Source organism: Methylophilus sp., assembly GCF_052437885.1.
In the GTDB taxonomy this organism is placed as follows: Bacteria; Pseudomonadota; Gammaproteobacteria; order Burkholderiales; family Methylophilaceae; genus Methylophilus.
Genome location: NZ_JBQVPB010000004.1, coordinates 191,855 through 217,526 on the forward strand (window position 1 = coordinate 191,855; position 25,672 = coordinate 217,526).

The 25,672-nt window shown below is 53.6% G+C and carries 25 protein-coding genes and 2 tRNA genes; 10 read left to right on the top strand and 17 right to left on the bottom strand.

What is annotated here, in order from left to right; genetic code table 11:
- Positions 1–292: 292 nt before the first annotated feature.
- On the top strand, positions 293–2,404 hold the full coding sequence (locus ACT6RZ_RS05805; protein WP_444701207.1) for a putative bifunctional diguanylate cyclase/phosphodiesterase: 2,112 nt from the start codon (positions 293–295) through the stop codon (positions 2,402–2,404).
- Between the two features lie 196 nt (positions 2,405–2,600).
- Here the strand turns inward: ACT6RZ_RS05805 and ACT6RZ_RS05810 are convergent, their stop codons facing one another.
- From ACT6RZ_RS05810 to ypfJ, 15 genes are all read right to left on the bottom strand, one after another.
- A complete protein-coding gene (locus ACT6RZ_RS05810) occupies positions 2,601–3,818 on the bottom strand; it encodes an RDD family protein (RefSeq protein ID WP_444701208.1) in 1,218 nt (405 codons plus the stop codon).
- 288 nt (positions 3,819–4,106) lie between these two features.
- A tRNA-Pro gene (locus ACT6RZ_RS05815) sits at positions 4,107–4,183 on the bottom strand.
- 106 nt (positions 4,184–4,289) lie between these two features.
- Positions 4,290–4,721 (bottom strand): MerR family transcriptional regulator, encoded by a 432-nt coding sequence (locus tag ACT6RZ_RS05820; protein ID WP_444701209.1) that lies wholly within the window; start codon positions 4,719–4,721, stop codon positions 4,290–4,292.
- Positions 4,722–4,752: 31 nt separating this feature from the next.
- Positions 4,753–5,067: an integration host factor subunit alpha gene (locus ACT6RZ_RS05825; protein WP_055826063.1), complete on the bottom strand. Its 315-nt coding sequence runs from the start codon at positions 5,065–5,067 to the stop codon at positions 4,753–4,755.
- 179 nt (positions 5,068–5,246) lie between these two features.
- Positions 5,247–7,595, bottom strand: coding sequence for a phenylalanine--tRNA ligase subunit beta (gene pheT, locus ACT6RZ_RS05830; protein ID WP_444701210.1), 2,349 nt, complete (start codon positions 7,593–7,595; stop codon positions 5,247–5,249).
- A 45-nt stretch (positions 7,596–7,640) separates the two neighbouring features.
- Positions 7,641–8,642 (bottom strand): phenylalanine--tRNA ligase subunit alpha, encoded by a 1,002-nt coding sequence (pheS, locus tag ACT6RZ_RS05835; protein WP_444701211.1) that lies wholly within the window; start codon positions 8,640–8,642, stop codon positions 7,641–7,643.
- A gap of 82 nt (positions 8,643–8,724) precedes the next feature.
- The gene (gene rplT, locus ACT6RZ_RS05840) at positions 8,725–9,084 is read right to left on the bottom strand and encodes a 50S ribosomal protein L20 (RefSeq protein WP_379031113.1); all 360 of its coding nucleotides are present in this window, start codon (positions 9,082–9,084) and stop codon (positions 8,725–8,727) included.
- A 10-nt stretch (positions 9,085–9,094) separates the two neighbouring features.
- Positions 9,095–9,292 carry a 50S ribosomal protein L35 gene (gene rpmI / locus ACT6RZ_RS05845; RefSeq protein ID WP_019881750.1) on the bottom strand — a complete coding sequence of 66 codons (198 nt, stop codon included), beginning with the start codon at positions 9,290–9,292 and terminating at the stop codon, positions 9,095–9,097.
- Positions 9,293–9,396: 104 nt separating this feature from the next.
- Complete coding sequence (infC, locus tag ACT6RZ_RS05850) at positions 9,397–9,981, bottom strand: translation initiation factor IF-3 (protein WP_444701333.1); 585 nt, start codon at positions 9,979–9,981, stop codon at positions 9,397–9,399.
- A 40-nt stretch (positions 9,982–10,021) separates the two neighbouring features.
- Complete coding sequence (thrS, locus tag ACT6RZ_RS05855; protein ID WP_444701212.1) at positions 10,022–11,944, bottom strand: threonine--tRNA ligase; 1,923 nt, start codon at positions 11,942–11,944, stop codon at positions 10,022–10,024.
- Between the two features lie 185 nt (positions 11,945–12,129).
- Positions 12,130–12,206 (bottom strand) — tRNA-Val (locus tag ACT6RZ_RS05860).
- A gap of 212 nt (positions 12,207–12,418) precedes the next feature.
- On the bottom strand, positions 12,419–13,666 hold the full coding sequence (locus ACT6RZ_RS05865; protein ID WP_444701213.1) for a lytic murein transglycosylase: 1,248 nt from the start codon (positions 13,664–13,666) through the stop codon (positions 12,419–12,421).
- Positions 13,663–14,496: an NAD(P)H-binding protein gene (locus ACT6RZ_RS05870; protein WP_444701214.1), complete on the bottom strand. Its 834-nt coding sequence runs from the start codon at positions 14,494–14,496 to the stop codon at positions 13,663–13,665. The genes ACT6RZ_RS05865 and ACT6RZ_RS05870 overlap by 4 nt, the downstream gene beginning before the upstream one ends.
- Positions 14,497–14,508: 12 nt before the next feature.
- Complete coding sequence (locus tag ACT6RZ_RS05875) at positions 14,509–15,123, bottom strand: NUDIX domain-containing protein (RefSeq protein WP_444701215.1); 615 nt, start codon at positions 15,121–15,123, stop codon at positions 14,509–14,511.
- A 19-nt stretch (positions 15,124–15,142) separates the two neighbouring features.
- Positions 15,143–15,988, bottom strand: a complete 846-nt coding sequence (ypfJ, locus tag ACT6RZ_RS05880; RefSeq protein WP_444701216.1) for a KPN_02809 family neutral zinc metallopeptidase — start codon at positions 15,986–15,988, stop codon at positions 15,143–15,145.
- Positions 15,989–16,082: 94 nt separating this feature from the next.
- Here ypfJ and ACT6RZ_RS05885 point away from each other — a divergent pair, with 94 nt between their 5' ends.
- From ACT6RZ_RS05885 to ACT6RZ_RS05915, 7 genes are read left to right on the top strand one after another with little or no spacing between them, the layout of a single operon-like run.
- Positions 16,083–16,676 carry a riboflavin synthase gene (locus tag ACT6RZ_RS05885; protein ID WP_444701217.1) on the top strand — a complete coding sequence of 198 codons (594 nt, stop codon included), beginning with the start codon at positions 16,083–16,085 and terminating at the stop codon, positions 16,674–16,676.
- Positions 16,676–17,785: a bifunctional 3,4-dihydroxy-2-butanone-4-phosphate synthase/GTP cyclohydrolase II gene (gene ribBA, locus ACT6RZ_RS05890; protein WP_444701218.1), complete on the top strand. Its 1,110-nt coding sequence runs from the start codon at positions 16,676–16,678 to the stop codon at positions 17,783–17,785. The genes ACT6RZ_RS05885 and ribBA overlap by 1 nt, the downstream gene beginning before the upstream one ends.
- Positions 17,782–18,387: a YqgE/AlgH family protein gene (locus tag ACT6RZ_RS05895; protein ID WP_444701219.1), complete on the top strand. Its 606-nt coding sequence runs from the start codon at positions 17,782–17,784 to the stop codon at positions 18,385–18,387. The genes ribBA and ACT6RZ_RS05895 overlap by 4 nt, the downstream gene beginning before the upstream one ends.
- The gene (gene ruvX / locus ACT6RZ_RS05900; RefSeq protein WP_444701220.1) at positions 18,380–18,883 is read left to right on the top strand and encodes a Holliday junction resolvase RuvX; all 504 of its coding nucleotides are present in this window, start codon (positions 18,380–18,382) and stop codon (positions 18,881–18,883) included. Before ACT6RZ_RS05895 ends, ruvX begins: the two co-directional genes overlap by 8 nt.
- Before the next feature lie 12 nt (positions 18,884–18,895).
- A complete protein-coding gene (pyrR, locus tag ACT6RZ_RS05905; RefSeq protein ID WP_444701221.1) occupies positions 18,896–19,444 on the top strand; it encodes a bifunctional pyr operon transcriptional regulator/uracil phosphoribosyltransferase PyrR in 549 nt (182 codons plus the stop codon).
- 1 nt (position 19,445) lies between these two features.
- Positions 19,446–20,402 (top strand): aspartate carbamoyltransferase catalytic subunit, encoded by a 957-nt coding sequence (locus tag ACT6RZ_RS05910; RefSeq protein ID WP_444701222.1) that lies wholly within the window; start codon positions 19,446–19,448, stop codon positions 20,400–20,402.
- On the top strand, positions 20,399–21,712 hold the full coding sequence (locus tag ACT6RZ_RS05915; protein WP_444701223.1) for a dihydroorotase: 1,314 nt from the start codon (positions 20,399–20,401) through the stop codon (positions 21,710–21,712). Before ACT6RZ_RS05910 ends, ACT6RZ_RS05915 begins: the two co-directional genes overlap by 4 nt.
- 94 nt (positions 21,713–21,806) lie before the next feature.
- On the opposite strand, the gene ACT6RZ_RS05920 is transcribed toward ACT6RZ_RS05915, so the two are convergent.
- Complete coding sequence (locus tag ACT6RZ_RS05920) at positions 21,807–22,967, bottom strand: PilT/PilU family type 4a pilus ATPase (RefSeq protein WP_444701224.1); 1,161 nt, start codon at positions 22,965–22,967, stop codon at positions 21,807–21,809.
- Between the two features lie 9 nt (positions 22,968–22,976).
- Positions 22,977–24,020 carry a type IV pilus twitching motility protein PilT gene (locus tag ACT6RZ_RS05925; RefSeq protein ID WP_444701225.1) on the bottom strand — a complete coding sequence of 348 codons (1,044 nt, stop codon included), beginning with the start codon at positions 24,018–24,020 and terminating at the stop codon, positions 22,977–22,979.
- Positions 24,021–24,095: 75 nt separating this feature from the next.
- Between ACT6RZ_RS05925 and ACT6RZ_RS05930 the strand changes: the two genes are divergently transcribed.
- Together ACT6RZ_RS05930 and proC are read left to right on the top strand one after the other, a co-directional pair.
- Positions 24,096–24,833: a YggS family pyridoxal phosphate-dependent enzyme gene (locus ACT6RZ_RS05930; RefSeq protein WP_444701226.1), complete on the top strand. Its 738-nt coding sequence runs from the start codon at positions 24,096–24,098 to the stop codon at positions 24,831–24,833.
- A 2-nt stretch (positions 24,834–24,835) separates the two neighbouring features.
- Positions 24,836–25,666: a pyrroline-5-carboxylate reductase gene (proC, locus tag ACT6RZ_RS05935; RefSeq protein WP_444701227.1), complete on the top strand. Its 831-nt coding sequence runs from the start codon at positions 24,836–24,838 to the stop codon at positions 25,664–25,666.
- The last annotated feature ends 6 nt before the right edge of the window (positions 25,667–25,672 follow it).

Here is a 25,672-nt window from a genome sequence, read left to right on the forward strand (position 1 = left end):
TTTGCAAAAACAAGTTAACAATTCGCTGACTGTTTGAACTTGCTGGCGGGGCTGGATCTATGATCTGGTTAAATTTTCTGGCAAGGTAACTCGCACAAGATAAATCGCAGCAGATTAAATGTTACCCTAAGCATCTTTTGGACTTAATATCTTTTAGACTTAACTACAGGGTATCTTTTAGACTTATACAGGAAATCCGGGGGGATGTCATGACTTCAGCTTGCGCGTTTTACCATGATCATCACTACGTTGTTTTAGCCGTTGCTTTGAATTAAATGAATCACCTGGAACCATGCAATTTTTCCAAAACTTAAGTATTCAATCCCGACTGCTGTTACTGGTGATTGCGCCAGTATTTGCTTTATCCTGTTCCTTCCTGCTCTTTGATTTTCAGGATCAATTGAAGAGCGATGAAGAAAAGCTGGGCCAGCATGCGCTGACCACTGCCAAATTCCTTTCTGCTGTTGTGCATAACCAGTCAGAGCTGCATGGCCGTCCTTATATTGAAAGACTGCTCAAAGCCAGCCAACTGGAGCGCGAACCTTACCTTTCACTCATGATCGCCGATGCGGATAACCGCCCGCTGGCTCAACTTGGTGCCTCTTTCATCGTGAGCGAGTCATTACCACAGCAGGATACCCAGGTGATTCAGCAGTCCACGCACGACGTGACCATGGTGAAGATATTCACTACTGAAGCAAAACACGCGCTGCTCGGTTTTGTGTTCGTGGCCATTGATAAGGCGGCGATGATAGAAGATCACCGCCAGGCATTTATTCGTAACATCGGTTATATCACCCTGGCACTCATGCTGTGTTCGGTGCTGGTATATTGGGTCAGCCGCTCTATCAGCCAGCCTATCCGCGAAATGACAGCCGCGCTCAAGCGTTTTGTGGTCGGCAACCAGCACCTGAGCCAGGTTAAAAACAGCCTGCCGGAGATCCATTCGCTGCAAACGACTATCAATGAGATCTCCAGAGAGATGCAGCATGTAGAGGCCGACATGCGCCATCGCATCCAGGACGCCCAGGCGCAATTACGTTACCAGGCACGGCACGATGCCCTGACTGGCCTGGTCAATCGCCAGGAACTGGAAAGGCGTTTGCAACAGGCGCTGGAAGACGTGAAACAGCACAAAGCGAATCATGTGTTCTGCTATATGGATCTGGACCAGTTCCGCGTCATCAACGATACCTGCGGCCACCCGGCGGGCGATGAAATGCTCAGGCAGATCAGCATGATCCTGAGTCAGCGCATTCGTGCCGAAGACACATTTGCCAGGCTAGGCGGCGATGAATTCGGTTTGTTGCTCAGCTATTGCCAGGTTGAAAAAGCCATTGAGATCGCAGCGCAGTTGCGCCAGATGGTGGAAGCGTTCAGGTTCATGCACGAAGGCCGCCTGTTCCAGACCGGGATCAGTATAGGCATCGTTGAAATCACCGCCGACCTCAAGGATGTCGGCCAGGTCACCCGCCATGCCGATGCCGCCTGCTATGTCGCCAAAGACAATGGCCGCAACCAGATCCACCTGTTCCACCCTGAAGATGACGTATTACTCAAACGCCACGTCGAGATGGAATGGGTATTACGCATCAACGAAGCCATAGAGCACAATGACTTTGTACTGTATTGCCAGGGCATATTCCCCATGCAGCAGAAAGAGCTGCCGCCGTTTTACGAGATCCTGATCCGCAAACGCGACGAAAATGGCGGCATCATCCCTCCGGCCGAGTTCCTGCCTTCTGCCGAACGCTATCAGTTGATGACCAAGATAGATCGCTGGGTGATCCAGCACGCGTTCATGGCACTGCAGCCCTTATTTAAAACGCAATCGGCCACCAAGCCTTTCATCGTCAGCATCAACCTGTCTGGCATGTCACTCGGTGACCCCACCCTGCTGCCCTACATTAAAAACTGCTTTGCCAACTATGAGATCTCGCCCAGCCATGTCTGTTTCGAGGTCACCGAAACCTCTGCCATCATCAATATAGACAACACCATCAAACTGATCACAGAACTCAAAGCTATGGGCACGCGCTTCATGCTGGATGACTTTGGCAGTGGCATGTCTTCTTTCAGCTACCTCAAGCACTTGCCGGTAGACTTTCTCAAAATGGATGGCGCTTACGTCAAAGACATCACCATCAACAAGGTAGACCTGGCGATGGCCAAAGCCATACAAAGCGTGGCTGAATCCATGGGCATACAAACCATTGCCGAATATGTAGAAGACCAGGCCACCCTGGATTGCCTGGACGAAATGGGCGTCGCCTTTGCGCAGGGCTTTTACCTCAACCGGCCAGCCCCGCTGAGTGAAGCACTCTCCCGCCACTTTTCTACCCACAATAATGCACAAAAACCAAGCACCAGTCAGGCGGCCGCAGTCACTGATGTCAGTGCCTAAAAGGCCACACCTGCCCGGTTGCGCGTTTAAGGCGCAGACACCAGCAAACCTGGCAATGTCAGTAGTTCGCCGTCATCAGCAAGATCAATAAATCCAAATAACAAAGGCCGGCATAAGCGGCCTTTGTTATTTGGGCATACAGACTTGCTACTGGCCGTTCTGGCCCACGCGGCCCGAAATGCGCCTTCTGCGATCACTAATGATTCAAAGCCGTTTTCCAGAGCTCGGTTTTCAACTTATCAACCATGGCATCTGAGTACTCGTATGGTTTGGATTGAATGCTGACTATGCGCCATACCTTGTCCTCATTCTGGATAAGCTCGACTCTGAAGCGGTTATCCTTATCATCCAGCATCGCCCCCCAGCCTTGCCAGCGATGATTCACTCCCTTCAGGTCATAAGTCCCGCCATTCCAGAATTGCATATTCTGTGATGCATTTTGGATAAATGCCTGTACATATTGCTCCAAAGCCAGCCCTGGCACCTCCTCCACCGCAAACACGATAGCCGCATATTTATTTTGTTCAGTAAACATGTAATAAATCTGGCCATCTGGATTCTTCTTCTCACTACTCTCCCAACTTGAATTGATGATGGCCAGATTATTGGTGACCGGATTGATCCAGTGATAGTTTGCCGCGACCCCTCTATGCTTGGCTTGTAACTCCCTCTCCTTGATATTCAGAAAAAGTACCACAGCAAACAGGCTGCTGAACAGGATAGCAAACAGCCACCATTTCCAGCCGGCTAATGGCCTCGCTTTAACAGCAAAGTCACCGGGAATATCGTAGCTGGCCTGCTCACCCTTTTTTAGCCGGCCAAACTGGTTTGCCATGGTGAACAGATTAATGAGTGGTAAACCAAACGCTAAACCGCTACCCCATAAGGAAAAGTTTCGGCTTAGGTACTCACGAGAAGTCAGTGGCAGATCGATATTCTTCACCACCTTCAACCCAAGTATGGCTTTACCTGGCGTATTGCCAAAAAAGTGATAGATAGCAGCATCCAAAACCAGCCCTAATGGCAGGTAGAGTATGCCGATCAGGTGGTTGTTAGCGTTATTGATAAACTCGATGAAAGCGATAGATACCTGGCCAAGAATATACCCGGATCCAAATGTGACTATGAGTAACGCCAGCCATAGATCAAATATCCTGGCGAAAAAACGCTTCCAGCGGCCTGCAGTAGCGTAAATCAGCGGCGGCGTCACCGGCTTTAAATCAGCCGAAGCAGGCATCACATTGTGGAGAAACGCCAGCTCCGTGATCTCTGCAAATGGCTGCCAAGAAGCGTAACCCTCCCTCCATAACAAGGTCTGGTGACTGACCTTGCCGGACTGCAGTAACACCACCAGTTCATCCTCTTCGATAGGCCCGATATTTTTATTGTTTTCTGAATACCACCAAGCAGTCATATTTATTCCAATTCTTATTTTTTTGACGACTATAGCAGGTAGCTCACACTTGCAAAAGCTTCTTGCCTTATCGGTCAGCCACCCTATCGCTCAACAAAGCGCGCACATCGAGTATGTAGTTATGGACTACCCTCAATCGTAGTTTTAGCTGTGATAGGCATTGAGCGCAGACAATATCCAAACGCCTGCAGAAAAATACAAGCTTTTTCCCAAAGGCTGCGTGAAAGCGATAGGTGTTAAAAAACCAGCTCAAGGCTGGCTTCAACGTTTAACAACGAATGATTTTATTGGTCGGGACGGAGTGATTCGAACACTCGACCCCTTGCACCCCATGCAAGTGCGCTACCAGGCTGCGCTACGCCCCGACATTTGATCTCAGGTGGGAACCCGCCTGAAAAGAAGGCTGAATTATAAAACAAAACCGCATATTCGCTAAGCAGAATATGCGGTTTTGTGACTCTGTAAGGCAGATCAAGCGGCGACTTTGAGCAGATTGATCACCTGCTGTAACTGCTCTCTGAGTGCCAGAATATCGACGGTAGGTAATCTTGCAGCCTGGTCTGCCAGCGCCGCGGTATTCAGGCTGGATGCAGTGGCAGATTCAGCTGCCAGGCGGCCGGCTTTATCGGCCTTTTCTTCTACGCCATCCAGGCGATTACGTGCGCCACTGATGGTAAAGCCCTGCTCATACAGCAACTCGCGGATCTTGCGGATCAGCAGGACTTCGTGGTGCTGGTAGTAGCGGCGATTGCCACGGCGCTTGACGGGTTTCAGCTGGGTGAACTCTTGTTCCCAGTAACGCAATACGTGCGGTTTCACGCCGCACAATTCACTCACTTCACCAATGGTGAAATAGCGTTTGGCAGGGATAGGCGGTAACGTGATTTTTTGCGCTTCGACCATGTCTGGATATTAAGTTATGCTTGGTATTAGGTTATGCCTGGGCTTGCAAAGGTTGTTCGGCGTAATGCTCTTCTACACGTAATTTCAATTTTTGGCTGGCATGGAAAGTCACCACGCGGCGGGCTGAAATTGGTATTTCTTCACCTGTTTTCGGGTTACGGCCCGGGCGCTCGGATTTGGTACGCAATTCAAAATTACCGAAGCCGGAAAGTTTGACGCTATCTCCGTTTTCGAGTGCATTACGGACTTCTTCAAAAAACGCTTCTACCATGTCTTTGGCTTCACGTTTGTTCAGTCCGACTTGTTCAAACAACAAATCAGCCAAGTCAGCTTTAGTGAGTGTCATTAACGATCCCCTGAACCTTCTTATTATGTGAGACGACGCGAGTATTAAATCAATTGGTTATTTGGGTTTGATCCAATGATAAATCCTCAGCGAATATACCAGATGCTATCTGGAAATTTCTGACATCTGCTCGAAAATTACCGTAGTGATTTCGAAAGTTACCGTAGTGTTTTAGAAAACTACCGTAGTGATGCAGAAAAATTAGATGACCAGTTTTTGAGGATTTGTGCCACGATTGTATCCACTTCCTCATCGACCATGGTTTTGCCAGTATCTTGCATAAGTACAAGAAATGCAAGGCTTTTTTTGTTTTCTGGCACGCCTTTACCTTGATAAACATCAAACAATTTCACTGTTTGCAGCTGCGGAATTTTCTCGGCAATAATGGCATTTATCATGTCTTGCGCCGAAATATTTTGCTCAACCACCATGGCCAGGTCACGACGTACCGGCAAGAATTTACTCACTTCCTGGTAAGCCGGAACCTGACTGCGCTGTATGGCTTTTGCATCGATTTCAAACAGGAAACAGGCCTGGTTGAGCTGGTATTGTTGTTGCCATTGCGGGTGCAGTTTACCCAGCCAGCCTACGGCTTGCTCACCGACATAAATGCGGGCTGTCTGGCCCGGGTGCAATGCCGGATGTTGCTCAGGAACAAAACGCACCGCTTGCGCAAACAGCGCCTCTACGTGTGCTTTTGCATCATAAAAATCGAACTGGCGTGCCGCACTGCCCCATTGCTCAGGCAAGGCATGGCCATAACATAGCCCGGACAAGGTCAGCGTTTCAATATAGGTTTGCGCCTGGCGCTGGTAGCGGCTGCCTACTTCAAATAGCTGGGCACGCGTTTGCTGGCGATTGAGGTTGTAGCTCAAGGTATCCAGCAAACCGCCCCATAGCCCGGAGCGCATCACGCTCAGGTTGCTGGCGATCGGGTTTTTCAGGGCGATCGCTTGCTGGTTTGCGTATAGGTCACGCTCCCAGGCGGCATCGACAAAGCTGTAGGTGATGACTTCCTGATAGCCTTGCTGCACCATGACGTCACGCAAGTGATCAGGATGGCGCTGGGCTTCAGGTGCGGCCAGCATGGCTTGTGCGGCGACTGGCGTCAGGGCCGGGATATGCTCGTAGCCATGCAGACGCGCCACTTCTTCGATCAGGTCTTCTTCACGCGCAATATCAAAGCGGAAGCTGGGCGCACTGACCTTGAATACGCTGCCTGTTTCGCTATAGGCAAAACCGAGCTGGGTCAGCAACTGGCCGACCTGGGCGCTACTGATGTCAATGCCAAGCACGGAGATCAGGCGCTCATAGCGCAAAGTCACCTGCTTGCGTTCTGGCAGCTGGCTGGCACTGGTAGTGACTGCGCCGGCCTTGCCACCACAGATCTCCAGCACCAGTCCTGTTGCGCGCTCCAGGGCTTGCAAGCTGTTGCCAAAATCGACACCACGCTCAAAGCGATAAGAGGAATCAGTGCTTAGGCCCAGACGGCGAGCTTTACCCGCGATGGTATCCGGCGTGAAAAAAGCACTTTCCAGGAAGATAGCCTGGGTCGCATCACTGACCGAGCTGGGCTTGCCGCCCATGATACCGGCCAGTGCGACCGGGCCATGGTCATCGGCGATCACTAGGTCATCGGCTTTCAAGCTGATCTCGCTATCGTTAAGCAGTAGCAGCTTTTCGCCCGCCTGCGCAAAACGTACCTGGATATCGCCCTGCAACAAGTTGAGGTCAAATGCATGCAGAGGCTGACCCAGCTCAAGTAATACGTAATTGGTGATATCGACCAGCGCGCTGATACTGCGTATGCCGCTGCGCTCCAGCCTGCGTATCATCCAGTCCGGCGTGGCAGCTTGCGCATTCACGCCCTCTACTACTCTGCCGTGATAGACAGGGCATGCGTCACCGGCGGTGACAGTCACTGCCCTGGTTTGCTGGCTGGCTACAGCCGCTGCCTGTATGGCTGGCGCTTGCATAGGCGCGCCTGTCATGGCGACTACATCGCGGGCAATGCCCAGGATACTCAGGCAATCGGCACGGTTAGGGGTGAGCTTCAAGGTGTAGGTATGGTCATTCAGGGCTAGATAGTCACGGATATCCTGGCCTACGGGTGCGTCGAGAGGCAGTTCCAGGATGCCATTGGCTTCTGCGGCAATGCCCAGCTCTTTGGCTGAACACATCATGCCGAATGATTCCACGCCACGCACTTTGGCCTGCTTGATACTGATGCCTGGCAACTCTGCCCCGACCAGCGCACAAGGCGCTTTCAGGCCGGCACGCGCATTGGCCGCGCCACAGACGATCTGCAGTATCTCGCCACCGACATTGACTTTACATACCTGCAAACGGTCTGCATCCGGATGCTTGCTAGCTTCCAGGATCTCCGCGACCACGATACGGTTAAAAGCAGGGGCGACCGCTGTCAGCTCTTCTACTTCCAGACCAGCCATAGTCAATGCGTGACCCAATTGCGCGGTATCCAGCGCCGGGTTGACCATAGAGCGTAACCATTGTTCTGAAAACTGCATATTCTTATCTTTACCTATCTGATCAGGTTTAAAAGTGACGGCTGATTATTTAATAAACTGCTGCAAAAAGCGCAGGTCATTATTAAAGAAATGGCGTAAATCATTGACGCCATAGCGCAGCATAGCCAGGCGCTCTACGCCCAGGCCGAACGCAAAACCGCGATATTTCTCGCTATCAATATTCACGTGTTTGAGCACTTCAGGGTGCACCATGCCGCAACCACCGATCTCCAGCCAGCCGCCGTTCCAGCTCATATCCATTTCGGCAGAAGGCTCGGTAAACGGAAAGAATGACGGACGAAAACGCACAGTCAGGTCATCGCGCTCAAAGAATTTCTGCAGGAAATCTTGCACCACACCTTTCAGGTTGGCGAAGCTGATCTGCTCATCTACCCATAAACCTTCCACCTGGTGGAACATGGGTGAGTGGGTGGCATCAGAATCGACACGATAGACGCGGCCAGGAGCGATGATCTTGAGTGGTGGCGTATTATCCTGCATGTAATGTACTTGCACAGGTGATGTATGCGTACGCAGCACATGCTCCATGCTGTCGCTGCCGCTATCCACATAAAAGGTGTCATGCATGGCGCGAGCCGGATGATTATCAGGAATATTCAGCGCGGTGAAATTATAGAAATCAGTCTCTATCTCAGGGCCGTTCGCCACGCTGAAGCCTATAGAGTGAAACAGTTCTTCTACCCGGCGCAAGGTTAAGGTCACCGGGTGCAAACCGCCCGCAGACTGTGCACGCGCAGGCAAGGTCACATCTATGCTTTCGCTGGCCAGCTGTTTGGCCTGTTCTGCGGCCAGTATGCTGTCGCGGCGGGTATTGAGAGCCTGTTCTACCGCCTGTTTGACCACATTAATCGCAGCGCCGGCTGCCGGGCGCTCTTCGGCAGACAGTTTACCCAGGCCTTTCAGGGCTTCGGTGAGTGCGCCGGATTTGCCCAGGTATTTGGCTTTGGCATTTTCCAGGGCAGGCACATCATGACAGTTAGCAAAGTCTTGCTGCGCTTCTGCGATTAAGGGATTAAGATCGGCCATAGGTATATTTTCTAGCAATTGTGTTTATACAGCGATTGAAATAAAAAAAAGAGGCCGCAGCCTCTTTTTTTGTTAGGTCAGACTAGGCGCTTAAACCTGATTTTGCCAATTCAACGAATTTAGCGAAAGCAGCTTTATCAAACACAGCCAGGTCAGCCAGTACTTTACGGTCAACTTCAACCGCAGCTTTTTTCAAGCCATTCATGAAACGGCTGTATGTCAAACCAGCTTCACGGGCCGCAGCGTTGATACGCGCGATCCACAAAGTGCGGAACTGACGTTTTTTCTGGCGACGGTCACGGTAAGCGTATTGACCGGCTTTCATCACCGCCTGTTTGGCAACGCGGTAAACGTTCTTACGACGGCCACGGTAGCCTTTAGCTGCTTTTAATACTTTTTTGTGTCTTGCGCGGGCTATGACGCCACGTTTTACTCTAGGCATATCGGTCTCCTTATTGTGTTGGCATCATTGCGCGAACGCGTTTGACATCAGTTGCAGAAATAATGGAAGTACCGCGCAGTTTACGTTTTTGCTTGGTGGTTTTCTTGGTCAGAATATGGCGCAAGTGAGAGTGTGTACGCTTCACTTTACCATTACCCAAGAACTTAAAGCGCTTTTTAGCGCTGCTCTTTGTTTTCATCTTTGGCATTTTGGTCTCCTTAGAGGTTGAATAGAGAGTAACTAGGCAGCCAATTTAGCCGTATTACTCCAAAAAAAACTTTATGTACTGCTTTAAACTTGTTGCGCTGAACCTTATTCAGCGGCTGGTGTTTCTTTTTCAGCAGACTTGTCTGCTTTTTTAACCACTGGCACTGCTTTTTTAGCCGGTGCCAGCACCATCACCATTTGGCGGCCTTCCATTTTAGGATATTGCTCAACCAATGCGTGCTCAGTCAAATCTGCTTCCAGACGTTTCAATAACGCCAGGCCGAATTCCTGGTGCGTGATCTCACGCCCACGGAAGCGCAAAGTGATCTTTGCTTTATCACCATCGCCCAAAAAGCGGATGATATTCCTTAACTTGATGTTGTAATCGCCATCATCGGTGCCGGGTCTGAATTTGACCTCTTTGATTTGCACCTGTTTTTGTTTCAGTTTTTGCTCATGCAGACGTTTGCTCTCGGCGTATTTGAATTTGCCATAATCCATCAAACGGCACACTGGTGGTGCGGCATTTGGTGCAATCTCAACAATATCAATATCAGCTTCTTCCGCTTTGGCAAAGGCCTCTCTCAGAGTCATCACACCTAACGGTTCGCCATCTACACCAACCAGACGCACTTGTGGCGCAGTAATATCGCCATTGATGCGTGTATCTTTATCTTGAGCTATAACAATCCCCTAAACAATAAACAAAGCCGCACGGCACCTAAGAAAATCAGACCTTGCTTTGGATGTCTTGCTGCACACGCGTTACAAACGCGTCTACCGTCATCACACCCAGATCTTCACCTTTTCTGGTACGTACGGCCACTTGACCATTTTGCATTTCTTTGTCGCCCACCACGATCAGGTATGGCAACTTTTGCAAACTATGTTCGCGTATTTTATAGGTAATCTTCTCATTTCTCAAGTCAAAATCGCATCGAATGCCATTTTTCTTCAAGCTTTCAACCACTTGGCGTACATAATCGGCCTGACCATCAGAAATATTCAGCACCATAACCTGCACCGGCGCTAACCAGGCCGGCATGGCACCGGCAAAGTTTTCGATCAAAATACCGAGGAAACGCTCCATGGAACCGACGATGGCCCTATGCAGCATGATGGGGCGCTGACGTGAATTATCTTCAGCCACATATTCGGCGCCCAGGCGTTCTGGCAGGTTAGGGTCCAGCTGTATGGTGCCGCATTGCCACATCCGACCCAGTGAGTCTTTGAGCGTGAACTCGATCTTGGGGCCATAGAAGGCACCCTCGCCCGGCTGATACTCAAACTCCAGGCCGTTGGCTTTAATCGCGTTAGCCAGGGCAGTTTCAGCCATATCCCAGGCTTCTTCGGTGCCTACACGCTTTTCCGGGCGGGTAGAAAGTTTGACGATCACATCATCAAAACCGAAGTCTTGATAGACTTCGTACAGCATCTTGATAAAGTCGGCCACTTCGGCCTCAACCTGTGATTCCATACAGAAAATGTGTGCATCGTCCTGGGTAAAGCCGCGCACGCGCATCAATCCATGCAGCGAGCCGGAAGGCTCGTTACGATGGCAGGAGCCGAACTCGGCCAGCCGCAAAGGCAGGTCACGGTAGCTGTGCAGGCTGCTATTGAAGATCTGGATATGACCGGGACAGTTCATGGGCTTGACGGCGTAATCGCGGCTTTCCGATTGCGTCACAAACATATTGTCACGGTAGTTCTGCCAATGGCCGGACTTTTCCCACAGGGTCTTATCCAGCACGGTAGGTGTGCGCACTTCCTGGTAATCGTACTCTTTGAATTTGGCACGCATATACTGCTCGACTTCTTGCCAGATCACCCAGCCACGCGGATGCCAGAACACCATGCCCGGCGCATCGTCCTGCATGTGGTAGAAATCCAGCTGCTTGCCCAGCTTGCGGTGGTCGCGCTTCTCAGCCTCCTCCAGCATATGCAGATAAGCTTCGAGCTCGTCCTTGTTGCGCCAGGCGGTACCATAGACACGCTGCAACATCTCATTATTGCTGTCGCCACGCCAGTAAGCGCCAGCCAGCTTCATCAGCTTGAACGCTTTCAGCTTGCCGGTGTTAGGCACATGCGGGCCACGGCACAAGTCGGTAAAGCCGCCTTCGCTATATAGGGAAACATCCTCATTACTGGGGATGCTGGCAATGATCTCGGCCTTGTAATGCTCGTTGATGCTTTTGAAATAGGCCACCGCTTCATCGCGCGGCAATACCTTGCGCTCCACTTTTTCGTCTTTTTTCGCCAGTTCCAGCATTTTCTTTTCAATGGCGGCCAAGTCATCCGGGGTGAACGGACGCTTGTAGCTGAAGTCGTAGTAAAAACCGTTATCGATGACCGGGCCTATGGTCACCTGCGCATCGGGGAACAGCTCTTTTACCGCATACGCCAGCAAGTGGGCGGTGGAATGGCGGATTACATCCAGACCTTCATCGTTTTTATCAGTAATGATGGCGAGGTCTACATCCTGCTCTATCAGATAGCTGGTATCCACCAGTTTCGCTGCCTGCCCTGGGTGCGTGACTTTACCTGCCAATGCGGCTTTTGCCAGACCGGCACCAATATTCATCGCGACATCAGCCACGGTCACCGACTGCTCAAAGCTTCTGGTAGACCCATCAGGCAAGCGTATTACAGGCATGTATCTCTCTCACTCAGGTTAAAATCGCTATAAAAACAAGCGCATGGCGCCTAGTCTATAGTCAAACAAACATTATCGCACAGCGCGTGAAAAGTCTGCAACGGAACTAGGCCTACTACTGGCCAGCCGGGGACAAAAAGCTGACAGAAACAAAAAAGCCACCTCGTTGAGGTGGCTTTATTATCTGGTAGTCGCGAATGGACTCGAACCATCGACCCCCACCATGTCAAGGTGGTGCTCTAACCAGCTGAGCTACGCGACTATAAACTCACAGTCATACTGCAAATCAATAAGGTTGCGCATTCTATCCGAAAGCAGGCGGATAGGCAATGGTATCCGTCTTATAATAATCGCCATGAATCACAGTGACCCCACCCCTGCCCTGCAGCCCGGCGACCCAGGCGCGCGTGAGTGTGACCGACTGGTTTAAAACCCGTTAAGGGTGAAAACCCCCGGTTTATTCAAAGCTGCAGACTATGGACTGACTGCCCCATTGAAGACCGGCTCTGCCGTCAGGCGGTTGAATATGCCCATGCCGGGATAACCATCCTGAGGAAGCTTTTGTGTCGCCTGGTAGCGGCGTATCGCCGCCTGGGTCTTGCCACCGGGAAAGCCATCAGGCGTGCCGCTGTCAAATCCTCTGGCATTCAGCGCTTCCTGCAAGGCCCACATTTGCTGATAACTGAGGGCTGGCGGTTCCGGCGGCATCGCCAGGGTATAAATATCCTGTTTTAACTGCTGGCTCAACAGGCTCACGCTCAGCGCATAATTCACCGAACGGTTCCACTGCATGACCACATCAAAGTTGGGGAAAACCATATAAGCCGGGCCATCAAAACCCTGCGGCAAGATGATGGCTGCCTGCGGCAGGCGCAAGGCACTCTCGGGCACACCGACCACCCCCAGCTTCACCCACTCACTGACCGGTTTATTGAGCTGCAACTGTGCCAGGCTGTAATCGAACCCAGGTGGAAGTGCGACCAGGGCACTGATAGGCTGACCCGCCTGCCAACCCGCCTGCGACAGATAATTGGCGGCCGAACTGAAGATATCCGGGTAGGAGCCCCAGATATCGATCTTGCCATCTGCATCCGCATCCACACCGTATTTTAGCAAGGTGCTGGGCATAAACTGCATATGCCCGGTCGCGCCAGCCCACGAACCAGTGACCGTGCTGTCATAACGCTGCTCACGCTCGACCACGCGCATCAGGTTGAGAAGTTCGCGTTTGAAGAATTCGGCACGCCGCCCCTCATAAGACAGGGTAGCCAGCGCGGAGGCGAGCGGGATATCGCCCATATAACCACCAAAGTTGGTTTCCAGCCCCCAAAATGCCACCAGCACCTCCCTGGGCACCTGGTACAACTCTTCGACCACGTACAACACGCCCTGATAGTCCTGCAGCATCTGCTTGCCTTTACTGACCACACGCTGGTTGATACGGCGATTCACATAGGCGGAAAAACTGGTGACGAACTCCGGCTGCTTGCGGTCCAGCTCTATCACTTTAGGCAGATAAGTCACCTGGTTGAGGGTGATATCGACGGCTTGCGGGGCGATCTGCAAAGCCAGCGCCTCTTGCCTTAGTGCTGCCACCCAGGCCTGAAAGCCTTCGCCGTCATCAGCGCTGGTCAGCGCACTGCTCAACAGCAGCCCGCTCATGAGTAATGTTTTGATGGCTGCGGCAAATCTTTCGCGTATGGACAAATTATTTATGGTCATGAGCGATTGGCCGCCAATATTGCGGAATAGCCTGCTTGATAATCGGCGAACTGCAACTTGAAACCGCTCTGCGGCAAAAACTGGTTGGTGATGCGCTTGCCCGATTGCGGCTGCATGGGCGGTGTATCCGGCAACGGCACTTGCAACTGGCCTGCCATCCACTGTAATACCTCGTGCTGCAAGGCCGGCACACCATCGGTCACTATGCAATGCGCGGGCAGCACCAGGTCATCGGCCAGCAGCTCATACAGGTGCACCACAGCGCGTGCCACATCCTGCTCATGGATGCGGTTAGTCCAGTGCGCCTGTTTTGGCCAGCGGGCTTTATCCTGCACGGCACGCAACAGATACAGACGTTGCGGACCATAGATGCCGGACACACGCAAGGCAGAATGCCCGCAAGGCAGATCATAGAGCAGGCGTTCAGCCTCCAGCATGACCTGCCCGTCTGCATCGGCGGGCACTACCGCGGTACTGTCATCAATGAATTCGCCCTCATGCTCACCATAAATGCCGGTGCTGGAGATAAAAAACACATGGCGTAACGCCGTTTTTGACACTTGTGCCAGGACATTCTTCAGACCCTGCACATAAGTTTGCTTATAAGACTGCCCTTCTACCGGCGCCAGGCAATACAGCAGGATCTCGGGCTGCAATTCAGCCAGCGCCGCTAACGACTCATCCGCCACCACATCCAGGTGCAACACCTGCGCGCCTTCCGGCACTGTCTGCCTGGAACGGCGAACTATGGTCAGCTCATGTCCGTGAGTGAGGGTCTCCTGCGCGATCAAGGTGCCTAAGCCACCACAGCCTATTTGTAATACTTTCATTCATGACTCTCTTTAAACACTGAATCCTGGCAACGGTTGCTGACGCAGATAGCGCTCAGCCAGCAACATGGCGCCCATGGTCTTACTATCCGTGATCTCGCCGGAGGTGATCGCCTGCAGCACACGTGCAAATGGCCAGACAAACACATCCATCGCCTCATCTATATCCCTGGCGTGGTCGCCCAGCGTCAGGCCAGTGGCCAGGTAGATATGAATCACCTCATTCGAGTAACCGATACATGGATGCTGTATACCCAGCTTTACCCACTCATGCGCACGGTAACCAGTTTCTTCCAGCAACTCGCGTTGCCCGGTCTGCAAGACGGGTTCGCCGTGATCTATCTTACCGGCAGGTAATTCTATGAATACCTGCTTGAGCGGATAGCGGAACTGCCTTTCCAGCACCACACCGCCGTCATCGGTCAGCGCGACCACCACCACAGCGCCAGGATGGGTGACATACTCGCGGCCACTGACGGTGCCATTTGGCAGGCGCGCCTGGTCATAGCGCACGGTGAGCATTTTGCCCTGCGCCAGGATCTCGCTGGAAACGGTGGTTTCGATCAGGTGCTGATCATCTGCCTGTTCGCTGGCAGATGCGGGTGAAGAATTACCTTGTTGGGTCATACCTTAAATTCCATACCGCCTATACTGATTTCTTGAATGTATTGCAGTCGTTGACACTGCCGGACTGCAAGCCGGTTTTAAACCACAGGACGCGTTGCTCGGCGCTGCCATGGGTGAAACTGTCAGGCACGGCATAGCCACGCGCCTGCTTTTGCAAGGTGTCATCGCCAATGGCAGTGGCTGCCCGCAGCGCCTCTTCAATATCGCCATCTTCCAGGATACGGAACTGCTGGTTGGCATGGTGTGCCCACACGCCGGCGTAACAGTCGGCCTGCAATTCAAGCTTCACCGAGTAGGCGTTGGCATCAGCTTCAGAACCAGCCTGTTGCCTGGCTTGCTGTACTTTCTGCGAGATCCCCAGCAGGTTTTGTACATGGTGGCCGACTTCATGCGCGATCACATAGGCCTGGGCAAAATCCCCGGGGGCCTTGAAACGCTCTTGCAGCTCCTGATAAAAGCTCAGGTCTATATACACTTTCTGGTCAGCCGGGCAATAAAACGGGCCCATGGCTGCCTGGCCCTGGCCGCAGGCGGTCTGCGTGGCGCCACCGAAGATCTCCAGATTGGGAGCGCTGTATTGCTGGCCTGCCGCAGTGAATATCGTTTGCCAGACCTGTTCGGTACTCCACAGGACTTTAGAAACGAACTGCACTTTCGGGTCATTACTATCGGCAGGGGCCGCTGAAGTTTGCGCAGCGGGCTGCCCCTGTTGCGCCAGGTTCAACACCAGGTTGGGGTCTACACCAAAATACATCGCCACCAGCGCAATGGCGATCGTACCTATGCCTATACTGCGGCCACCGATCAGGCCACGGCCGCGGCTGTCTTCTACATGCTGACTATCTTCCAGATCATCTAAACGCATATGCTCACCCGGCCAGGTATTAAAAAATATTGGATTATGAAAAATGTTGCGGGAATGTGATTACTTTAGCATGCAGCACTGATAAAATCACACCATGTTCACAGGGATTATTCAAACCGTCGGCCATATCGCCGACGTAGTCAACCACGGCGACGATTGCGCATTACGTATCGAAGCTTCCGATTTAGGCCTGCAAGATGTACAGCTGGGTGATAGCATCGCCGTCAATGGCGTCTGCCTGACCGTGACCAGCCTGGACCAAAACACTTTCGAAGTCATGGCCTCTAAAGTCACGCTGGAGGTAACGACCGGGCTGGGCAAGCCTGGGCCGGTGAACCTGGAAAAAGCCTTGCGCCTGGCTGACCGGCTGGGCGGGCACCTGGTGACCGGCCATGTCGATGGCGTAGGCACCATCACCGCGCTGGAACCGGTAGGCGAGTGCTGGCTGCTCAAAGTGCGCGCGCCGCATGCCCTGAGCAAATATATCGCTCAAAAAGGCTCATTGTGCGTGAACGGCGTCAGCCTGACGGTGAATGCCATCAGCCACGACGAAGCCAGTATCAACCTGATCCCGCACACCATGCAGCACACTATCATGCAGTTCGCCAAACCCGGAGATGCAGTGAACCTGGAAATCGATTTAATCGCGCGCTATGTTGAGCGCATGCAAGCCTGGGAGCAGGAATAATGTCGGCACAGATCAGTACTATTGAAGCGATTATTGCCGACATCCGTGCCGGAAAAATGGTCATCCTGGTGGATGACGAGCACAGGGAGAACGAAGGCGACTTTGTCATTGCTGCTGAATTCGTCACCGCAGAACATATCAACTTTATGGCCAAGTATGGCCGTGGCCTGATCTGCCTGACACTGACAGAACAACGTTGCCGCCAGCTCAACCTGCCACCCATGACCCGCAAGAACGGCACCCGGCTGGGCACCAATTTCACCGTATCGATAGAAGCGGCAGAAGGTGTCACCACCGGCATTTCGGCCGCCGACCGTGCCACCACCATACGCGCGGCCATCGCCAAAAACGCCAATGCCAGTGATATTGTCAGCCCTGGCCATATCTTTCCCATAGGCGCAATGAATGGCGGCGTGCTGGTGCGTGCCGGACACACAGAAGCGGGCTGCGACCTGGCGCAACTGGCTGGCTGCGAGCCGGCCAGCGTCATCTGCGAGATACTGAAAGATGACGGTGAAATGGCGCGCCTGCCGGATCTGATGCAGGTAGCTGCCGAGCATGACATACGCATAGGTACTATCGCCGACCTGATCCATTACCGTGCGGCGCATGAGACCCTGATAGAACGCAGCGCCGAGCGCAAGATTGAAACCGCTTTCGGGCCCATGCAACTGATCGCCTACCGCGACAATATCGCCCAGGAGACCCATCTGGTGCTGGTCAAAGGCGACCCGCAAACTGCCGAAGAGACCCTGGTGCGCGTGCATGAGCCTTTGTCCATGATAGATCTGCTGGATAGCAGCCATCAATCGCATAGCTGGAACTTGTTACAGGCCATGCGCACTATCAGCAATGCGCCGTGTGGCGTGATCGTGCTGATCAACCATGATGAGGATGGCCTGGGGCTGACCGACCGTATCTTGCGCGCAGACCAGAAGATCGCTCTTAATCAGGAATTGCGCAATTACGGCATAGGTTCGCAGATATTGCTCAACCTGGGCGTGAAAAAGATGCGCCTGATGGCTGCACCGCGCAAAATGCCTAGCATGGATGGTTTCGGCCTGGAGATCACCGGCTACCTCAGCGAAGAAGAAGCGCCATCGCCATGAGTGAACACATCCCTTTGTCTGAGATCAGCGAACGATTGAACCTGACTGGCCAGATCCTGATCGCCATGCCGGCCATGCAAGACCCCTATTTCAGCAAAAGCGTGATCCTGATCTGCAGCCACGACGATGATGGCGCCATGGGCATGATACTCAACCATCCCCTGCAACTGAATGTAGGCGACCTGTTTGAGCAGCTGGATATGCCCTGCGACGCCCCGCACCAGCAGGAAAGACTGGTGCATTTTGGCGGGCCGGTGCAGGTAGAGCGCGGCTTTGTCCTGCATACGCCTGCCACAGAATTCAACACCACCCTGGGCCTGTCCGAAGGGCTGGCCATGACTTCTTCCAAAGATATCCTGGAAGCAGCCGCCCGCGACCAGGCACCGCAGGATATGTTTATCGCCCTCGGTTATACCGGCTGGTCTTCCGGGCAACTGGAAAGCGAGATCCAGGCCAATGCCTGGCTGACCTTGCCGCTGGAAGACAGCGAACATCTGCACAAACTCATCTTCAGCCTGCCTAACGATGACAAGGTGTTATGGGCCATGCAGCAACTGGGGGTGGATTATGCCACCCTGTCCGAGGTGGCAGGGCATGCCTGAAGCGCTCAAGCACGGCAAGCAACCCCTGAATCAAAGCCACCTGCCTATCAGAGAACGCCGTTACCCTGACCTCAGCGGCACTGTGCTCGCGTTTGATTTCGGTGAAAAACGCATAGGCGTGGCGGTGGGCGAAACCCTGCTCAGCCTGGCACACCCGTTGCTGACCATAGACGCGGAAGAGAATGCCGCAAAGTTTGAGCAGATCACCTCTCTGTTGCAGGAATGGCAACCGGTGCTACTGATCGTCGGCCTGCCCATGACCATGGATGGCGACGCCCATGCCATGACTGCCCTGGCACAAAAATTCGCCCAGCGCCTGGAAGGCCGTTTCAACCTGCCGGTGATGATGATAGATGAACGCCTGACCTCGGCCGAAGCCGCGCAATCACTGCGTGAGGCTGGCATTAAAGGCCGGGCGCAGAAACAACATTTGGACCAGGTTGCCGCACAAACTATATTACAATCTTACTTTGACGCCTATCACTCACGTTCATAGCACAGGACTCTCATGATACTGCCTGACCCCGAACAGTTACTGGATCAGCTATACCACCAACTAAAACCGCGCATCCATGACAACACCGCTCTGGTCGGCATTTATACCGGCGGCGTGTGGCTGATGGAAAAACTGTTGCAGCGCCTGCAAAACGACCTTGGCCGCGACATTGCGCATGGCAAACTGAATGCCTCCATGTATCGCGACGATTACGCCAGACGCGGCATGAAAACCACCGTCCAGCCCGGCCATATCCCTTTTGATGTCAATGACAGACATATCATCCTGGTCGACGATATCTTTTACACCGGCCGCACCGTGCGCGCAGTCATCAACGAGCTGTTTGATTACGGCCGCCCGGGCCTGATAGAACTGGCGGCATTGATCAACCGCGGTGGCGCACAATTACCGATACGTCCAGACATGGTCGGTGCCGACATTCCATTGCAGCCACACCAGGCATTCGAGCTTTCCATCAATACTCAGGGGCGTTTGAGCCTGAGTGTGACAGAGACCAAACCAGCTGAAGCCGCTTCTCCTGCAGATAATGGAGCCAATTAACATGTATAACCCGCAACTGAACGCGCAGGGGCAACTACAACACCTGCTCAGTATCGAAGGCCTGCCCAAACGCATACTGACGGACATCCTGGATGCCGCCGAGAACTTTGTCGGCGTGGCTGAACGCGAGATCAAGAAAGTGCCACTGCTGCGCGGTAAAACTGTGTGTAACCTGTTTTTTGAGAACAGTACCCGCACCCGCACCACCTTTGAGATCGCCGCCAAACGCCTGTCGGCAGATGTGTTAAACCTGAATGTCAGCACCTCATCGCAATCCAAGGGCGAGAGCATACTGGACACCGTCAACAACCTGATCGCCATGCATGCGGACATGTTTGTGGTGCGCCACCAGCAAAGTGGTGCCGCGCACTTTATTGCGCAGCATGTCCCGCCGCATATCAGTGTGATCAACGCCGGTGATGGCCGCCATGCGCACCCTACCCAGGGCCTGCTCGATGTGTTCACCATCCGCAAATACAAGCCGGAGATGCATAACCTGCGTGTGGCTATCGTTGGCGATGTACTGCACTCGCGCGTGGCACGCAGCGAGATTCATGCGCTGGCGACGCTGGGGGTGCCCGAGATACGCGTCATCGCTCCGCGCACCCTGCTGCCTGCCGAAGTAGAAAAGCTGGGCGTGCAGGTCTACCACAATATGGATCAGGGCCTGAAAGATGTCGATGTCATCATGATGTTGCGCCTGCAGAATGAACGCATGTCTGGCGCGCTGCTGCCGAGTACGCAGGAATTTTTCCAGACCTTCGGCCTGACCCCGGAGCGGCTGACACTGGCCAGGCCGGATGCGATCGTCATGCACCCTGGCCCTATGAACCGCGGGGTCGAGATCGATTCCAGCGTGGCGGATGGCAAACAATCTGTCATTCTGCCGCAGGTCACTTATGGCATTGCGGTGCGCATGGCCGTGATGGCGATCCTGGGGGGAGGCAACGCCGCATGAATATAGTCATCAAACAAGGTCGCGTGATGGACGCCAGCCAGCAGCTGGATGAAGTCAAAGATATTTACATCAGCGAAAACAAGATAGTCGCCATCGGCGAAGCGCCGGCAGGTTTTAAACCTGAGCAGACTCTGGATGCCCATGGCAAGTGGGTACTGCCCGGCCTGGTGGATCTGTGCGCACGCCTGCGTGAGCCCGGCAGCGAATATAAAGCCACCCTGCTGAGTGAACTGCGTGCGGCCATGGCCGGAGGCGTCACCAGCCTGGCCTGCCCGCCGGATACCGACCCGGTACTGGATGAACCAGGCCTGGTTGAAATGCTCAAGCACAGAGCCAAGTCGCATGCGCTGGCGCATGTTTACCCCTTGGGTGCCGTCACCCGCCAGCTGGAAGGCCATTTTCTGACAGAAATGTACGCCCTGACTTCAGCAGGCTGCGTCGGTTTCTCACAGGCAGATACGGCGATCGTGGATACGCAGGTACTGTGGCGCGCGTTTGAATACTCGGCCACCTTCGGCTACACGTTGTTCATGCGTGCCGAGGACCCTTACCTGGCCAAGAATGGCGTGGCCCATGATGGCGAGGTTGCTTCCAGGCTAGGCCTGAAAGGCATCCCGGTGGCGGCAGAAAGTATCGCCCTGCAAACCATGCTGCGCATCGCGCAAAACACCGGCGCCATCCTGCATATCGCGCGTGTTTCGACTGCCGAATCTGTAGAGCTGATACGCCAGGCCAAGCAGGCCGGTGTCAGCCTGACGGCAGATGTCAGCATACAGCACCTGCACCTGACAGAAATGGATATAGGCTTTTTCGACAGCATGGCGCACCTGAAACCACCAGTACGCACCCAGCGCGACCGCGATGCGCTACGCGCCGGTTTACTGGATGGCACGCTGGATGCCATTTGCTCAGACCATACCCCGGTGGATGATGATGCCAAAGCCTTGCCGTTCGCCGAATCGCACCCCGGTGCTTCTGCGCTGGAATTATTATTGCCACTGACACTGAAATGGGCCGCGCAAGCCAAGCTCACACCGGCACAGGCCTTGCTGAAGATCACACAGGCACCTGCCGGCATCCTGGGTATAGCCGCCGGCACCTTACAGGTGGGTGCCACTGCGGATGTGGTGATTTACGACCCTGAAGTAGAGTGGCGCGTAGAGAGCCGCGTATTGGTCAGCCAGGGCAAGAACACGCCTTTCCTCAACCAGTCATTGTCCGGCAAAGTCTCAGCCACCATCACCAGCGGTGAACTGGTGTTTCAGCAGGAAACCTTGCAGCTAGGGCAGCCCGCCATACACGCGGTGTAAAACACAACAGGCCACCGCCCTTATGACAGAGCGGCGGCCTGTTTTACTACCAGCCTGTTTTACTACCAGCCTGACGCTGCGATCAGGCAGCCGTTTACAGGATATCCAGGTTGGAAATCCTGTTCTGATCCTGGTTCTCCGGATTAGGGATCTTGCTGTTCAGCTTGATCTTCAGCCTTAAGTCATTCACCGAATCGGCATTGCGCAAGGCATCGTCATAGGTGATCTTGCTTTCCTCATAGAGTTCGAACAATGCCTGGTCAAAGGTTTGCATGCCCAGTTCGCGTGATTTGGCCATGATCTCTTTGATCGCGTGCACATCGCCTTTATAGATCAGGTCAGAGATCAGCGGTGAATGCAGCAACACTTCCACCGCTGCCACCCGACCGCTGCCATCCACTTTGGGGATCAGGCGTTGTGATGCGATACAACGCAGGTTGAGCGAGAGATCCATCAGCAATTGCTGACGGCGCTCTTCTGGAAAAAAGTTAATGATACGGTCCAGCGCCTGGTTGGTGCTGTTGGCATGCAGGGTAGCCAGGCACAGATGGCCGGTTTCAGAGAAAGCGATCGCATAATCCATGGTCTCGCGGTCGCGTATCTCGCCTATCATGATCACGTCCGGCGCCTGGCGCAGAGTGTTTTTCAGCGCCGCGTGCCAGTTCTCGGTATCTACCCCGACTTCACGCTGGGTGACTATGCAGTTTTTATGGCCATGAATGAACTCCACCGGGTCTTCAATGGTAATGATATGGCCGTAACTGCTCTCGTTTCTATGGCCTAGCATGGCCGCCATCGAAGTGGATTTGCCCGAGCCGGTGCCACCGACAAAGATCACCAGACCGCGTTTGGCCATCATCACCTCTTTGAGCACTGGTGGCAGTTGCAGATCCTCAAATTTGGGGATATTGGTGTTAATGACGCGGAACACCAGCCCGGTCGCGCTACGCTGTATAAACGCATTGACGCGAAAACGGCCCACGCTGGACATGCTGATGGCGAAATTGCATTCACGCGTTTCCTTGAATTCCTGCGCCTGCTTGTCATTCATGACTGCGCGTGCGATCTCGGCGGTTTGCTGGGTATTCAGTGTTTGCGAAGAAACCGGGGTCAGCTTGCCGTCTATCTTCATCGCTGGTGGAAAACCGGCGGTGATAAACAAGTCAGAGGCTTTTTTGGTCACCATCAGCTTGAGCAGATCGTTGACGAATTTTTCTGTCTGCGCCCGGTCTGCGCCAGTGTCTATATTATCCATGTCTGTACATTACCCGATGATAGAGTCGCGGTTGGCGGCTTTGGTACGCGCTTCACCGGCACTGATGATATTGCGCTTCACCAGATCCTGCAGGTTCTGGTCCAGGGTCTGCATACCTACGCTTTGCCCGGTCTGAATGGCAGAATACATCTGTGCGATCTTGTTTTCGCGTATCAGGTTGCGGATCGCCGGTGTGCCTATCATGATCTCATGCGCGGCGACGCGGCCCTGTTCATCCTTGGTTTTACACAGGGTTTGCGAGATCACCGCCCGCAATGATTCTGACAGCATGGAACGCACCATCTCTTTTTCTGCGGCCGGGAACACATCGACCACCCGGTCTATGGTTTTAGCTGCAGAGCTGGTATGCAGGGTACCGAACACCAGGTGGCCGGTTTCAGCCGCAGTCAGTGCCAGGCGTATGGTTTCCAGGTCGCGCATCTCACCCACCAGGATCACGTCCGGGTCTTCACGCAAGGCAGAACGCAAGGCGTTATCAAACGATTGCGTGTGCGGGCCGACCTCACGCTGGTTGACCAGCGACTTTTTGGAACTATGCACAAATTCGATCGGGTCTTCCACGGTCAGGATATGCGACATCTGCGTTTCATTGATGTAATCGACCATGGCTGCCAGCGTGGTGGATTTGCCGGAACCGGTAGGCCCGGTCACCAGCACGATACCGCGCGGGGTATCTGCAAGGTCTTTAAACACCCTGGGCGCATTCAACTCTTCCAGTGTCAGCACCTTGCTGGGAATGGTACGGAACACGGCACCGGCGCCACGCTGCTGATTAAAGGCGTTGACCCGGAAACGCGCCAGATCGGGGATCTCGAATGAAAAATCGCATTCCAGCTTTTCTTCAAACACTTTGCGCTGGGTATCATTCATGATGTCATACAGCATGCGATGCACTTCGGCATGCTCCATCTCGGGCAAATTGATCTTGCGGATGTCGCCATGCACACGGATCATAGGCGGCAAGCCGGAAGACAAATGCAAGTCTGACGCTTTATTTTTGACAGAAAACGTCAATAAATCTGAAATATCCATAATTCACTCCAGTGATTATTTATATAATGTTATTTTGTTATTTAAGCTGCATAGCAGAGCTCGCATCACCCAGCCATGACCGCCCCTATACACGCCCCTGCTGACAATATTGCCGAGATACAGCAAAACATTGCACAAGCAAAAGCGCACTTTCAAATGACGCAAGCGGTGACGCTATGTGCAGTCAGCAAATCACAACCTGCTGCCGCCATCCGTGCCGCTTATGCAGCGGGCCAGACCGTGTTTGGCGAAAACTATCTGCAAGAAGCGCTAGGCAAACAGGCGCAGCTGCAGGACTGTGCAATAGCATGGCACTTTATCGGGCCGATTCAAAGCAACAAAACACAGCTAATTGCCCGTCAATTCGATTGGGTACACTCGGTTGACCGTCTCAAGATCGCGCAACGTCTGTCTGATGCACGCCCTGCAGAGCTGCCAACGCTGAACATTTGCCTGCAAGTGAACATAAGTGAAGAGGCAAGCAAAAGTGGTGCCAGTGGTCAGGAGCTACTGCAACTTGCCTTACAGATCAAACAATTGCCGCACCTGCGCTTGCGCGGGCTGATGGCGATACCCGCCCCGCAACAGGAGTTTGCCGCGCAACGTGACCAGTTTAGTCAGGTACGCGCCCTGTTCGACCATTTGAATAGGCACGACCTGCAACTGGATACTTTATCCATAGGCATGAGCGGCGATTACCAGGCGGCGATCGCCGAAGGTGCCACGCTGGTGCGTATAGGCACCGCGATTTTTGGTGCGCGCCAGCCCAAAACTAACCCTGATACCGATTTAGCCAGCAAAGGAGCTGTTTAACCATGTCTACTCCCGCATCACCCCGTATCGCCTTTATCGGCGGCGGCAATATGGCGCAAGCGCTGATTACCGGCCTCAAGCAGCGCGCGTTTGCCATGCAGCAGATCACGGTGATAGACCCGGATGCCGGCAAGCATGCGCAGTTGCAGCACAATCTGGGCGTGCGCACGGCAGCAGCTTTGTCAGAACAGGTGTTGCAAGCCGACGTCATCGTGCTGGCGGTCAAACCGCAGCAGTTAAAAGCAGTGGCAGAGTCACTGGCGCCTTTTTTGCGATCACAACTGGTGATCTCGGTTGCAGCCGGTATTCGTACTGCCGATTTAAGCCGCTGGCTGAATGGCTACCGCACACTGGTACGCACCATGCCCAACACCCCGGCGCAGATCCAGGCCGGTGTCACCGGCGTGTTTGCACTGGCCGAGGTCAATGAAACGCAGCGTCAGCTGACCGATAGTTTGCTGCAAGCGGCGGGCGAGGTGGTGTGGCTGACAGATGAGGCGCAGCTGGATGCCGTGACCGCGATCTCAGGCAGCGGCCCGGCCTATGTGTTCCTGCTGATAGAAGCACTGACCAAGGCAGGCGTTGCCCTGGGGCTGGATCAGGCACAGGCGCAGCAACTGAGTATCGCCACCTTCAAAGGCGCCAGCCTGCTGGCCGCTGCCAGCGAGACGCCTATCGCTACCCTGCGCGAGCAAGTCACTTCTAAAGGTGGCACCACAGAACAAGGCCTGCTGAGCCTGAATCAGCACGATATTCATGCCATCATGCAACATGCGGCACAACAAGCAGCCAATCGGGCGAAAACCCTGGGCGACGAACTGGGAGCACAATAATGTTAG